This window comes from Variovorax glacialis (genome assembly GCF_051216375.1).
Taxonomy (GTDB): Bacteria; Pseudomonadota; Gammaproteobacteria; order Burkholderiales; family Burkholderiaceae_C; genus Variovorax.
Window position 1 is genome coordinate 37,913 of the sequence record NZ_JBPJZT010000013.1, and the last position, 12,825, is coordinate 50,737.

The window sequence follows — 12,825 nt, forward strand, 5'->3', positions numbered from 1 at the left end:
CCGGGCGAGCTCGGTGACACCGCGGATCCGGCTCCGCCGGTCCGCCGGTATCGCCCCCGGCAGGGGGAAGGCGAAGCGACACGAAGTGCGCGCAGCCTGGGGGCGAGCACACTTTCTGCATGCCACAATGATTTTCGAACCTGAGGGGCACGCATGGTCAAGGACTGGTGGCGCGGAGCGGTGATCTACCAGATCTACCCACGCAGCTTCATGGACAGCAACGGCGACGGGATCGGCGACCTGCCCGGGATCACCGCCAGGCTGGACCACGTCGCCGAACTGGGTGCGGACGCCATCTGGGTCTCGCCCTTCTTCCGGTCGCCGATGAAGGATTTCGGCTACGACGTGGCCGACTACCGAGAAGTCGACCCCATGTTCGGCACGCTCGCCGACTTCGACGCGCTCCTGGCACGGGCCCATGCGCTGGGCCTCAAGGTCATCATCGACCAGGTGCTCTCCCATACCTCCGACCAGCATGCCTGGTTCGCCGCCAGCCGCGCGAGCCGCCAGAACCCGAAGGCCGACTGGTACGTCTGGGCCGACCCGAAGCCCGACGGCACGCCGCCCAACAACTGGCTGTCGGTATTCGGCGGCTCGGCATGGCAATGGGATTCGCGACGGCGGCAGTACTACCTGCACAGTTTCCTCACCGAGCAACCCGATCTCAACTTCCATTGCCTCGCCGTGCAGGACACCTTGCTCGGCGAAGTGCGCTTCTGGTGCGAACGGGGCGTCGATGGCTTTCGCTTCGACGCGTGCAACCACCAGTTCCACGATGCGCGATTGCGCGACAACCCGCCGGCCGACGGCGGCGAGGTCAGCACCGTGCGCGCCGACAGCCCCTATGCGATGCAGCAGCACCTGCACGACAAGAGCCAGCCGGAGAACCTGGTCTTCCTCGAGCGGCTGCGCAAGCTGCTCGACGAATACGGCGCGGTCGCCCTGGGCGAAGTCGGAGACGAGAACGCACCGCCGGTGATGGCGCAGTACACCGAGCGCGGCAAGCGGCTGCACCTGGCCTACAGCTTCAGCCTGCTCACCAGCGAACACAGCGCGCGCCACTTGCGCACGCAGGTCGAGGCCCTGGACCAGGCGCTCGCAAGGACCGATGGCTGGGCCTGCTGGGCCGTCTCCAACCACGATGTGCCGCGCGTTGCCACGCGGTGGCATGCCGGCGTCCAGGAAGACACGCGCCGCGATCGCCTCTGGCTCGCGCTGCTGCTGTCGCTGCGTGGAAGCGCCAGCGTCTACCAGGGCGAGGAGCTCGGGCTGCCCGAGGCCGAGGTGCCCTTCGAGATGCTGCAGGACCCGTACGGCCGCGCTTTCTGGCCCGAATTCAAGGGCCGCGACGGCGCCCGCACCCCGATTCCCTGGCACGCGGCGCATCTGCACGCCGGCTTCACCAGCGGCATGCCCTGGCTGCCCGTGTCTGAAACGCACATTCCGCTGGCCATCGACCAGCAGGCCGGCGACCCGGAGTCGATGCTCAGCTTCAGTCGCGCGTTGCTGCGCTGGCGCCGCGGCCAGCCGCTGCTGCGAAGCGGCCGCATGAAATTGCTCGATGCGCCGGAACCCTTGCTGTGGTTCGAGCGCAGCGATGCGGAGGCCTCGCTCCAGGCGGTGTTCAACCTCTCGTCCGAGCCGGTTTCCCTGGCTTTGCCGCAAGCCCTGGTGCCGATTGCAGGCGCCCCATTCGCCGGTGCGCAGCTGGAAGGCCGGACCCTTGCACTGCAACCCTTCGGCGTCTTCTTCGGAGAACCCACCCATGCTGCCTGATGCCGAAGTCCGCGCCCTCATGCGCGCAGAACACGGCGACCCGTTCGCCGTGCTCGGCCCGCATGAAAGCGACGAAGGCCTGAGGGTGCGTGCCCTGCTGCCCGGCGCCAAGGCCGTGGCGGTGGTGCACGCCGGCTCGGGATGGCCGCTGGCCCAGCTCGACCGGCAGGGTGGCAGCGATCTTTTCGCCGGGCTCGTCCCGGCGTCGGAGGCGCGGCTGGGCTATCGCTTCAAGGTCGACTGGGGCACGCACGGCTCGATGCTCGACGATCCGTACCGTTTTTCCTTCGTGCTCGGGGAAACGGACGTCTGGCTGCTGGCCGAAGGCACCCACCTGCGGCCCTTCGAGCAACTGGGCGCGCACCTGCGCGAGATCGACGGCGTGCGCGGCGTCGCGTTCGCGGTCTGGGCGCCGAACGCACGGCGCGTCTCGGTGGTCGGCGACTTCAACCAGTGGGATGGCAGGCGGCACATGATGCGGCTGCGCCGCGAGTGCGGTGTGTGGGAGATCTTCGCGCCGCACGTGGCGGCCGGCGACAGCTACGAATTCGAGATCCTCTCGGCACAGGGGCAGGTGCTGCGCAAGGCCGACCCTTTCGGGTTCTCCGCGCGCCTGCGACCGGATACTGCCTGCGTGGTGCAGCCCTTGCCACTGCCGGCCAAGGTGCCGCCCGGGCGCGCCGAAGCCAATGCGCGCGGAGCGCCGGTCAGCATCTACGAAGTCCACCTTGGATCGTGGCGGCGCAAGAACGGCCACGAGTGGCTCGACTACCGCGAATTGGCCGATACGCTCGTGCCCTATGCGCGCGACATGGGCTTCACCCACATCGAGTTGTTGCCGATCACCGAACACCCCTTCGACGGCTCGTGGGGCTACCAGCCGATCGGCCTCTATGCGCCCACTTCACGCTTCGGCACGCCCGGTGACTTCCGCGCCTTCGTCGAAGCGGCCCATGCGGCCGGGCTCGGCGTCATCCTGGACTGGGTGCCCGCGCATTTCCCCACCGATTCGCATGGCCTCGGCAATTTCGACGGCACCGCCCTCTACGAGTACGCGGACCCGCGCGAAGGCTTCCACAACGACTGGCAGACGCTGATCTTCAACTACGCCCGGACGGAGGTGCGCAACTACCTGGTCGGCAATGCGCTGTACTGGCTGGAGCGCTACGGCGTGGACGGCTTGCGCGTCGATGCGGTCGCCTCGATGCTCTACCGCGACTACAGCCGCGAGCCGGGCGAGTGGGTCCCCAATGCGCAGGGCGGCCGCGAGAACCTCGAGGCCATCGATTTCCTCAGGCGCGTGAACCGCGTCGTCGGCGTCGAGCGGCCCGGCGCCGTCACCATCGCCGAAGAGTCGACGAGCTTTCCGGGCGTGACGCGTCCACCGGAGAACGGTGGGCTCGGCTTTCACTACAAGTGGAACATGGGCTGGATGAACGACACGCTGGCCTACACCGGCATCGATCCGGTCTATCGCAAGCATCATCACCAGCAGATCACCTTCGGGCTGATGTATGCGCACAGCGAGAACTTCGTGCTTCCGCTCTCGCACGACGAGGTGGTGCACGGCAAGGGCTCGATGATCGGGCGCATGCCGGGCGACACCTGGCGGAAGTTCGCGGGCCTGCGCAACCTCTACGGCTACCTGTGGGCCTATCCGGGCAAGAAGCTGCTGTTCATGGGCGGCGAGTTCGCCCAGTGGGCGGAATGGGACGCGGACCGGAGCCTCGACTGGCATCTGCTGGAGCAGGCGTCGCATCAGGGGATCCGCCGCCTGGTGCGGGACCTGAACAACGTCTATCGCCATTTCCCGGCGCTGCACGAACTGGACTGCGAATCACGCGGGTTCGAGTGGCTCAGCCACGACGATGTCGAGCACTCGGTGTTCGCCTTCGTCCGGCGGGCGCGCGATGGGGCTTTCGTGCTGGCCGTCTGCAACTTCACGCCGGTCGTGCGGCATGGCTATCGGCTGGGGGTTCCGGCCGCAGGGCGTTACCGGGAGATCATCAACACCGACAACACTGTCTACGGCGGAAGCGGCGTGGGGAACGGGGAGATCGACAGCGAGCCGGTCGCCTGGCAAGGGCAGGCGCAGTCGCTGGTGATTTCGGTGCCGCCACTCGGGACGGCCATGTGGGTGCTTGCGTGAACGGCCGGTGGTCCGGTTCAGGCGACGGCTCACCTTATCCCCTGGGCGCCACACCGGGGCCTGACGGCATCAACTTCGCCCTCTGCGCCCCTCGCGCCACCGCGGTCGAACTGTGCCTCTTCGATACGACGGGCCAGCACGAGCAGCAGCGCATGCAGGTGGCGTCATGCGTCGACGGCGTCTGGCATACGCGGCTGCCGAGCGCCCGGCCCGGCCTGATCTACGGCTGGCGCGTGCATGGCCCCTGGGCGCCGCACGAGGGCCTGCGCTTCAATGCCTCCAAGGTCCTGCTCGATCCCTACGCGCGCGAAGTGGTCGGCAGGTACGGCGGCGAGGACCTGTTCCTCGGCCACGATCCCGCCGACCCGAGCCGGCGCGATGCGCGCGACAACGCATCCGTCGCTCTCAAGGCGCGCGTTACCGCACCACTGCCGTTGTTGGGCGCGGCACGCCCTCGCGTCGATGCCGGCGCTCGCGTGATCTATGAACTGCATGTTCGGGGCCAGACCCAGCTGCACCCCGAGGTGCCTGCAGCGCTGCGTGGCACCTATGCCGGCCTCGCGGAACCCGTGGTGCTCGACCACCTGCAGCGCCTCGGCGTCACCACCCTGAACCTGATGCCGGTGCAACATCGCGCCGACGAATCAAGACTGCAGGCGCTCGACCTCAGCAACTACTGGGGCTACAGCCCCATCGGCTGGTTCGCGCCTGAAACCCGCTACTGGAGCGGCCGCGCCGGCACCACGCCTGTAGGCGAATTTCGCGCGATGGCCGACGCGGTGCACGCGCGCGGCATGGAGCTCGTGATCGACGTGGTCTTCAACCACAGCGGGGAAACCGACGAATTCGGCCCCACGCTGAGCTTGCGGGGCATCGACAACGCCCTCTACTACCACCTGCGGCCGGACGACCGGGCGCTCTACGAGAACTGGACCGGCTGCGGCAACTGCCTGAACCTGGCCGAGCCGCGCGTGGTGCAGCTCGTCATGGACAGCCTGCGCCACTGGGTCACCGAACTCGGCGTCGACGGCTTTCGCTTCGATCTCGCACCGGTGCTGGCCCGCCGCGAAGGCGGCGCGTTCGATCCGCGCGCCCCGCTTCTTGCCGCCATGGCGCAGGATCCGGTGCTCGCCCAGGCCCTCCTGATCGCGGAGCCGTGGGACGTCGGGCCCGGCGGCTATCGCCTCGGCGAATTCCCGCCCGGCTGGATGGAATGGAACGACCGGTTCCGCGACACGCAACGCGGCTTCTGGCTGCACCGGAGCGCGGGCCGCGGCGAATTCGCCCATCGCTTCGCCGCGTCGAGCGACGACTTCCGCCACGATGGCCGGGCCCCCACCGCGAGCGTCAACTTCGTCACCGCGCACGACGGCTTCACCCTGCGCGACCTGCTCAGCTACAACGAGCGCCACAACCTGGCGAACGGTGAAGACAACCACGACGGCCACGGCCACAACCTGAGCCGCAATTGCGGCGTCGAGGGCGATACCGACGACCCCGCCGTGCTGGCCGAGCGCCTGCGGCTGCAGCGGGTGCTGCTGGCGGCGCTGCTCCTCTCCCAAGGCACGCCGATGCTGCTCGGCGGGGACGAACTGGGCCGGACCCAGCGCGGCAACAACAACGCTTACTGCCAGGACAACGAGACCACCTGGCTGGCATGGAACCGCGCCGATGCGAGCCTGACCGCATTCGTCGCGCGCGTACTGGCGCTTCGCCGTGAGGCCGAACCGCTGCGCAGCACGCGGTGGTGGCCGGCGGCGCCGGTGGCCGGCGCCCCTGCGCTGCGCTGGCTGACGCCCGAAGGCCAGGGCATGACGCCGGATGACTGGGAACGGGGCGACCGGCATGCGCTGGCGATCCTGTTTGAGGCCGTGCCGCAAGCCGCGAACTGGCTGGTGATGGTCAATGCCGAAGAACGCGAGGTCGAGTTCAGGCTTCCGCCGGGATCCTGGCGGCTCCGACTGACGAGCGACAAGGACGACCTTTCTTCCGACCGACTGCTCGACGAGAGACAGACCCTGCACGCCGGCAGCCTCTGGGTCGCAAAAACATAGAAGCCAATCGCCCGTGGGGGTGCTAGGCTGGATCACCGGGATAACAACGGAGACATCTGATGGCCAATATCGAACAACCGACATTGCAGGCTCACCAACTCGTTCGCCGCACCATCGCCCTGGTGCTGGCCGGCGGACGCGGCTCCCGACTCAAGCAACTCACGGACCGACGGGCCAAACCGGCGGTGTATTTCGGCGGCAAGTTCCGCATCATCGATTTCGCGCTGTCGAACTGCCTGAACTCCGGCATCCGGCGCATGGCGGTCGTGACCCAGTACAAGTCGCACTCGCTGATGCGCCACCTCCAGCGGGGCTGGAGCTTCCTGCGTGCCGAGCTCAACGAAATGGTCGACGTGCTGCCGGCCCAGCAGCGCGTCGGCGACGAGCACTGGTACCGTGGCACGGCCGATGCGGTCTACCAGAACCTGGACATCATTCAGACCCGATCGACACCGCACGACTACGTGGTGGTGCTCGCCGGCGACCACGTCTACAAGATGGACTACTCGATCATGCTGACCGACCACGTCGCGCACGGGGTCGGCTGCACGGTCGGCTGCATCGAAGTGCCGCGCATGGAAGCGGTGGCCTTCGGCGTGATGGCCGTCGACGAGGACCGCAAGATCACCGCATTCCTCGAGAAACCGGCCGACCCGCCCGCGATGCCCGGCCACCCCGACGTGGCCCTGGCGAGCATGGGCATCTACATCTTCGATTCCGAGTATCTCTATCAACTGCTCGAGGACGACAGCGCCAACCCGGATTCGAACCACGACTTCGGCAAGGACATCATCCCGCGGGCCGTCGCCGAGGGCCGGGCGGTGGCGCATCCCTTCGGCATGTCCTGCGTGACGCGGGCCCGGCGCGGCAGCGATGCAAAGGCCTACTGGCGCGACGTGGGCACGATTGATGCATTCTGGGCTGCCAACCTGGACCTGGCCTCGATCACGCCCGAACTCGACATCTATGACACCGACTGGCCCATCTGGACCTACCAGCGGCAACTGCCGCCGGCGAAGTTCGTGCTCGATCGCGACGGCAAGCACGGCATGACCGTCAACACCATCGTCTCGGGCGGCTGCATCGTCTCGGGCTCCAAGGTGAGCAGTTCGGTGCTGTTCTCGGGCGTGCGGGTGCATTCCTTCTGCGAAATCAACGAAGCGGTGCTTTTGCCGGACGTGGAGGTGGGCCGAGGCGCCCGGCTGAGCAAGGTGGTGGTCGACCGCGCCTGTGTGATCCCCGACGACATGGTGGTCGGCGAGGACGCGGCCGCGGATGCCGCGCGCTTTGAGCGGACGGAGGGCGGTGTCGTCCTGATCACGCGCGAAATGCTCAAGCGCCTGGAGCCCCAATAAGCGCATGCGGATCCTCCAGGTCAGCGCCGAACTGTTTCCCCTGCTGAAGACCGGAGGGCTGGCCGACATCGCGGGCGCATTGCCGCTGGCGCTCATGGCCGCGGGGCAGGACGTGCGGGTGCTCTTGCCGGGCTTTCCGGCCATCGTCGCCGGTGTGGGCGATGCAGTGGTGGTTGCCGGGTTCGCGGCGCCCTGGGGCGAACGGGTGAACCTTCGCTTCGGGCGCATCGCCATCCCGGGCGCGCCGCCCATCGCGGCCTACGTGATCGAGGCACCGGCTCTCTACGACCGGCCGGGCAACCCCTACGAAGATGCCAGCCGCCAGCCCTACGGCGACAACCATCGGCGCTTCGCCCTGCTGGGCTGGGCTGCCGCGCAGATCGCGCAAGGCCTGGACCCCGGCTGGGAGCCCGAGATCGTGCATGCCCACGACTGGCACGCCGCGCTGGCGCCGGCTTACCAAGCCTTCGCGCCGCCCAACGGCCGCCCGCGCGTGGGCAGCGTGTTCACCGTGCACAACCTGGCCTACCAGGGCTTGTTCTCGCCATCGCATTTCCCGGAACTCGGCCTGCCGCCGGCGGCCTTCGGCATCGACGGTCTGGAGTATTTCGGGCAGTTGTCGTTCATGAAGGGCGGGCTCTGCTTTGCGGACCGCATCACCACCGTGAGCCCGACCTACGCGCGCGAGATCCAGACCCCCGAGCAGGGCTGCGGTCTCGACGGCCTGTTGCGCAGTCGCGCCCACGTGCTCACCGGCATCCTCAACGCCGTCGATGACCAGATCTGGAATCCGGCCAAGGACGCGCTGATTCCCCAGCGCTACGACCTGCGGCGCCTGGGCGGCAAGGCGCAATGCAAGGCCGCGCTGCAGGAGGAACTCGGCTTGGCGCCTCAGGCCGATGCACCCCTGTTCGTGGTGGTGAGCCGGCTGACCGAACAGAAAGGCCTTCACCTCGTCCTCGGCGGACTTGACGCGCTGCTGGCCCAGGGCGGCCAGCTCGCCCTGCTCGGCAGCGGCGACGGCCCGATGGAGTCGGCCTTCCGGCAACGCGCCGCGGCCGCCCCGCAATCGGTCAGTGTCACGCTCGGCTACAGCGAGGCGCTCGCGCACCGCCTGTTCGGCGGCGGCGACGTCACGCTCGTCCCCTCTCTTTTCGAACCCTGCGGCCTGACGCAGATGTACGGGCTCAAGTACGGCAGCCTGCCGCTCGTGCACCGCGTCGGCGGCCTGGCCGACACGGTCGTCGATGCCACGCTGGAAGACATGGCCAGCGGCGAAGCCACCGGATTTTCCTTCGACCACTTCGATGCCGCCGGCTACGCGCGAGCGGTGCGCCGCGCCTTCGCGTTGTACCGCCGGCCGACCGACTGGCGCGCCGTTCGCGCCAATGCCATGCGACGCCCCGCCGACTGGGGCACCGCCGCAGCCCGCTACCTCGACGTCTACGCCGAGGCCCTTGCCTGAAGCCCGTCGGAGAACCCAACCCGTTCGCATCATGACCATCGAAGACTTCAAGTACGACCACCCCGACCGCGACGTCGCCGCCTTCAAGCGCGCCGTTGCCAACAAGCTGATCTACGCGGTCGGCAAGGACCCCGTGGCCGCCAGTCCGGACGACTGGCTGCACGCCACCGCCCTCGCCGTGCGCGACCAGATCGTCGAACGCTGGATGAGCACCACGCGGGCGATCTACGCGCAGCGCCTGAAGCGCGTGTACTACCTGTCGATGGAATTCCTGATCGGGCGCACGTTCACGAACGCGCTGCTCGCCCTGGAGCTGCAGGACACCGTGAAGCAGGCGCTCGCCGATTTCGGCGTCGACATCAAGGCGCTGGCCGAGCGCGAGCCCGACGCCGCCCTGGGCAACGGCGGCCTCGGCCGCCTCGCCGCCTGCTTTCTCGACTCGATGGCCACGCTGGGCGTGCCGGGCCTGGGCTACGGCATCCGCTACGAGTACGGCATGTTCCGCCAGCGCATCGTCGACGGCCAGCAGGTCGAGACGCCCGACTACTGGCTGACGCGCGGCAATCCGTGGGAATTCCAGCGGCCGGAGGTGACCTACCGTGTGCGCTTCGGCGGCCACGTGCAGCGGCGCGAAGGCAAGAGCGCACCTTACGGCGCGGCGAACTGGGTCGACACCCACGACGTGCTGGCCGTGGCCTACGACACCATCATCCCTGGCTACGGCACGCAGGCCACCAACACCCTGCGCCTGTGGTCCGCCCGCGCGAGCGAGGAGATCGACCTCTCGGCCTTCAACCGCGGCAACTACATGGAGGCGGTGGAGAGCAAGAACCACTCGGAGAACGTCTCGCGCGTGCTGTATCCCGACGACTCCACGCCGTCCGGCCGCGAACTGCGGCTGCACCAGGAGTACTTCTTCGTGAGCGCGAGCGTGCAGGATCTCGTGCGCCGCTACCTGCGCAACCACAGCGACTTCGACGCCCTGCCCGACCAGGTCAGCATCCACCTCAACGACACGCACCCGGTACTGGCCGTGCCGGAGCTGATGCGCCTCCTGATCGACGAGCATGACCTGCCCTGGGACACGGCCTGGGCGCACACGCAGAAAGTGTTCAGCTACACCAATCACACGCTGATGCACGAGGCGCTGGAGACCTGGCCGGTGGAGATGTTCGGGCGGGTGCTGCCGCGGCACCTGCAGATCCTGTTCGACATGAACTCGCGCTTCCTGGCGACGGTGACCCAGGCGCACGGCCACGACGTGGAGTTGTTGCGCCGCCTGTCGCTGATCGACGAGTCGGGCGAGCGGCGCGTGCGCATGGCGTACGTGGCGGTGCTCGCGAGCCATTCGATCAACGGTGTCTCGGGGCTGCACTCCGAGCTCATGAAGCAGTCGATCTTCGCGGACTTCGCGAAGCTATTTCCCGAGCGCTTCAACAACAAGACCAACGGCGTGACGCCCCGGCGCTGGCTGGCGCAGGCCAATCCACCGCTCGCGGCGCTGCTCGACACGCGCATCGGCCGCGGCTGGCGGCGCGACCTCACGCAGCTCGAGGTGTTGCGGCCGATGGCGCAGCAGCACGCCTTCGTGCGCGCCTTCCGCCATGCCAAGCGCGAGAACAAGCTGCGGCTGGCCAACTGGATCGACGAGCATCTGCGCATCGACGTCGACACCGACGCGATGTTCGACGTGCAGGTCAAGCGCATGCACGAGTACAAGCGGCAGTTGCTCAACGTGCTTCACGTGATCACGCGCTATCACCGCATTCTCGACGCGCCGGATGCCGGCCACGTGCCGCGCGTGATGGTGTTCGCGGGCAAGGCGGCTTCGGCGTACCACATGGCGAAGCTGGTGATCCGGCTCATCAACGACGTGGCGCAGGTCATCAACAACGACGAGCGCGTCGGCAAGTTGCTGAAGGTGGTGTTCCTGCCGAACTACAGCGTGAGCCTGGCCGAGGTCATCATGCCGGCGGCCGACCTGTCGGAACAGATCTCCACGGCAGGCACCGAGGCTTCCGGCACCGGCAACATGAAGTTCGCGCTGAACGGCGCGTTGACCATCGGGACGCTCGACGGGGCCAACGTCGAGATGCGCGACAGCGTCGGAGCCGAGAACTTCTTCATCTTCGGCAACACGACGCCGCAGGTGGCGGACATTCGCGCGGGCGGCTACCAGCCCCGCGACGTGTACGAAAGCAACCCGGAGCTCCAGCGTGTGCTCGACAGCATTCGCGACGGCGCGTTCTCACCCACGGAGCCGGCGCGCTACCAGCAGATCTTCGACGCGCTGGTGAGCTGGGGCGACCACTACCTGCTGCTGGCCGACTACGCGAGCTACATCGAGGCGCAGGGTCGGGTCGATGCGCTCTATCGCGACCCGGACGCGTGGACGCGCATGGCGATCCTCAATGTGGCGGGCATGGGGACTTTCTCGTCGGACCGGACGATTGCGCAGTACGCCCATGAAATATGGAAGACAAGACCTGTGGTTCTGAGCTGACCCCCAGGCTCGCGCACTTCGTGTCGCTCTCCACCCCCTTTCAGGGGGCAACACCCTGCGGCCCGGCGAAGCCGGTTCCGCGGTGTTTTGCGAACGGGCCTGCTTCGCGGCCCTGGATTCAGGGCTTTTGTTGGGGAGGGGCCTCGGTGACGAAGCCGATGCGGGTGAGGCCTGCCTTGTTGGCGATGCCCATCAGTTCGACGACTTTGCCGTAGGGGACGGTCTGGTCGGCGCGGAGTTGGACTTCGGTTTCGCGGCTGGTCGTGGCGGCATTGGCGAGGCCGGTTGCCAATTCTTCCTGGGTAACCGGCTTGTCGTTCAGGTAGACCTTGCCGGCGGCGTCGACCACGAGGCTGACGAACTTCGGGGTATCGCCAGACTGGCCCGCGTCGGTGCGCGGCAGGTTGAGTTTGATGGAACTGGCCATCAGCGGCGCGGTGATGATGAAGATCACGAGCAGCACCAGCATCACGTCGACCAGGGGTGTGACGTTGATGTCGGACAGCGGGCGCTGGCCGCCGGCGCCGGTCGATCGGCCGCCGGTGGCGGTGCTGCCGAGCGATATGCGACCGAAGGCCATCGGTTGCCTTCCGGCCCTCAGGCCGGCATGGGCCGCGCGGGCGGCAGGGGCATGTCGCGCTGGCCGGGCTCGCCGAGCATGCCCAGGAGGTCGTGCGCGAAGCCTTCGAGTTCGGCCTCGATGCGGCCGACCACCCGCCCGAACACGTTGTAGGCGAGGACGGCCGGAATGGCCACGGCGAGGCCGAAGGCGGTCATGATCAGCGCCTCGCCGACCGGGCCCGCGACCTTGTCGATGGTGAAGCCGCCGGTTTCGCCGGCGATGCCCACCAGCGCGTGGTAGATGCCCCAGACCGTGCCGAGCAGTCCGACGAAGGGGGCCGTTGCGCCCACCGTCGCCAGCAGGATCTGCCCGGCCTGCAGCCGGCGCAGTGCGGCATGCAGCGCATCGCGCAGGACGCGCGTGACCCGCTGCGCGCGATCGACTGCGCCGCCCAGGGTCGACGCATCGGCGTGCGCCGCGAGGTTCCGCACGGCGCTCACCGCCGGCAGCACCAATGCCGCACGGTCAAAGGCCCTGAGGGCCTGCTCGGCGTCCCCCAGCGATTTCGACTGCCAGAACGCCGCGATGCTCCGCACCACGTCCCGCGTGCCGCCCCGCAAAAGCCAGGCCTTCCACAAAATCACCACCCAGCTCGACACCGACATGACCAGTAGGAGCGCCGCAACCCCCCGGCTGACGGCATCGCCGTGCGCAAGCAACGCCAGAACGCTCATCGTTTCAAGACCAGGAACCCCGCGGAACCGGCTCTGCCGGGCCGCTGGGGTTGCCCCCTGAAAGGGGGTGGAGAGCAACACGAAGTGCGCGAGCCTGGGGGTAAGCCCAAGAACCCCGCGGAACCGGCTCCGCCGGGCCGCTGGGGTTGCCCCCTGAAAGGGGGTGGAGAGCGACACGAAGTGCGCGAGCCTGGGGGTAAGCCCAAGAACCCCGCGGAACCGGCTCC

At 68.0% G+C, this 12,825-nt stretch carries 8 protein-coding genes; 6 read left to right on the forward strand and 2 right to left on the reverse strand.

The window, feature by feature from the left end:
* Nucleotides 1–153 precede the first annotated feature (153 nt).
* The 6 genes from ACSFBL_RS26775 to ACSFBL_RS26800 are packed head-to-tail and all read left to right on the forward strand — an operon-like array spanning nucleotide 154 to nucleotide 11,302.
* Nucleotides 154–1,776 (forward strand): alpha-glucosidase, encoded by a 1,623-nt coding sequence (locus ACSFBL_RS26775; protein WP_435518859.1) that lies wholly within the window; start codon nucleotides 154–156, stop codon nucleotides 1,774–1,776.
* A complete protein-coding gene (gene glgB / locus ACSFBL_RS26780) occupies nucleotides 1,766–3,925 on the forward strand; it encodes a 1,4-alpha-glucan branching protein GlgB (protein WP_435518860.1) in 2,160 nt (719 codons plus the stop codon). The genes ACSFBL_RS26775 and glgB overlap by 11 nt, the downstream gene beginning before the upstream one ends.
* Nucleotides 3,922–5,979, forward strand: coding sequence for a glycogen debranching protein GlgX (gene glgX / locus ACSFBL_RS26785; RefSeq protein ID WP_435518861.1), 2,058 nt, complete (start codon nucleotides 3,922–3,924; stop codon nucleotides 5,977–5,979). The genes glgB and glgX overlap by 4 nt, the downstream gene beginning before the upstream one ends.
* A 59-nt stretch (nucleotides 5,980–6,038) precedes the next feature.
* Nucleotides 6,039–7,334, forward strand: a complete 1,296-nt coding sequence (gene glgC, locus ACSFBL_RS26790; RefSeq protein ID WP_435518862.1) for a glucose-1-phosphate adenylyltransferase — start codon at nucleotides 6,039–6,041, stop codon at nucleotides 7,332–7,334.
* 4 nt (nucleotides 7,335–7,338) lie between these two features.
* Entirely contained in the window at nucleotides 7,339–8,799 is a 1,461-nt protein-coding gene (glgA, locus tag ACSFBL_RS26795; RefSeq protein WP_435518863.1) for a glycogen synthase GlgA, read from the forward strand.
* A gap of 31 nt (nucleotides 8,800–8,830) precedes the next feature.
* Nucleotides 8,831–11,302: a glycogen/starch/alpha-glucan phosphorylase gene (locus tag ACSFBL_RS26800; protein WP_435518864.1), complete on the forward strand. Its 2,472-nt coding sequence runs from the start codon at nucleotides 8,831–8,833 to the stop codon at nucleotides 11,300–11,302.
* Nucleotides 11,303–11,420: 118 nt separating this feature from the next.
* Here the strand turns inward: ACSFBL_RS26800 and ACSFBL_RS26805 are convergent, their stop codons facing one another.
* Nucleotides 11,421–11,882: an ExbD/TolR family protein gene (locus ACSFBL_RS26805; protein ID WP_435518865.1), complete on the reverse strand. Its 462-nt coding sequence runs from the start codon at nucleotides 11,880–11,882 to the stop codon at nucleotides 11,421–11,423.
* 17 nt (nucleotides 11,883–11,899) lie between these two features.
* Complete coding sequence (locus ACSFBL_RS26810; protein WP_435518866.1) at nucleotides 11,900–12,598, reverse strand: MotA/TolQ/ExbB proton channel family protein; 699 nt, start codon at nucleotides 12,596–12,598, stop codon at nucleotides 11,900–11,902.
* Nucleotides 12,599–12,825 lie beyond the last annotated feature (227 nt).

Coding starts and splice junctions, on each gene's coding strand:
- glgB (WP_435518860.1), top strand. CDS start 1,766: ATGCTGCCTGATGCCGAAGTCCGCGCCCTCATGCGCGCAGAACACGGC.
- ACSFBL_RS26800 (WP_435518864.1), top strand. CDS start 8,831: ATGACCATCGAAGACTTCAAGTACGACCACCCCGACCGCGACGTCGCC.
- ACSFBL_RS26810 (WP_435518866.1), bottom strand. CDS start 12,598: ATGAGCGTTCTGGCGTTGCTTGCGCACGGCGATGCCGTCAGCCGGGGG.
- glgA (WP_435518863.1), top strand. CDS start 7,339: ATGCGGATCCTCCAGGTCAGCGCCGAACTGTTTCCCCTGCTGAAGACC.
- ACSFBL_RS26775 (WP_435518859.1), top strand. CDS start 154: ATGGTCAAGGACTGGTGGCGCGGAGCGGTGATCTACCAGATCTACCCA.
- glgC (WP_435518862.1), top strand. CDS start 6,039: ATGGCCAATATCGAACAACCGACATTGCAGGCTCACCAACTCGTTCGC.
- ACSFBL_RS26805 (WP_435518865.1), bottom strand. CDS start 11,882: ATGGCCTTCGGTCGCATATCGCTCGGCAGCACCGCCACCGGCGGCCGA.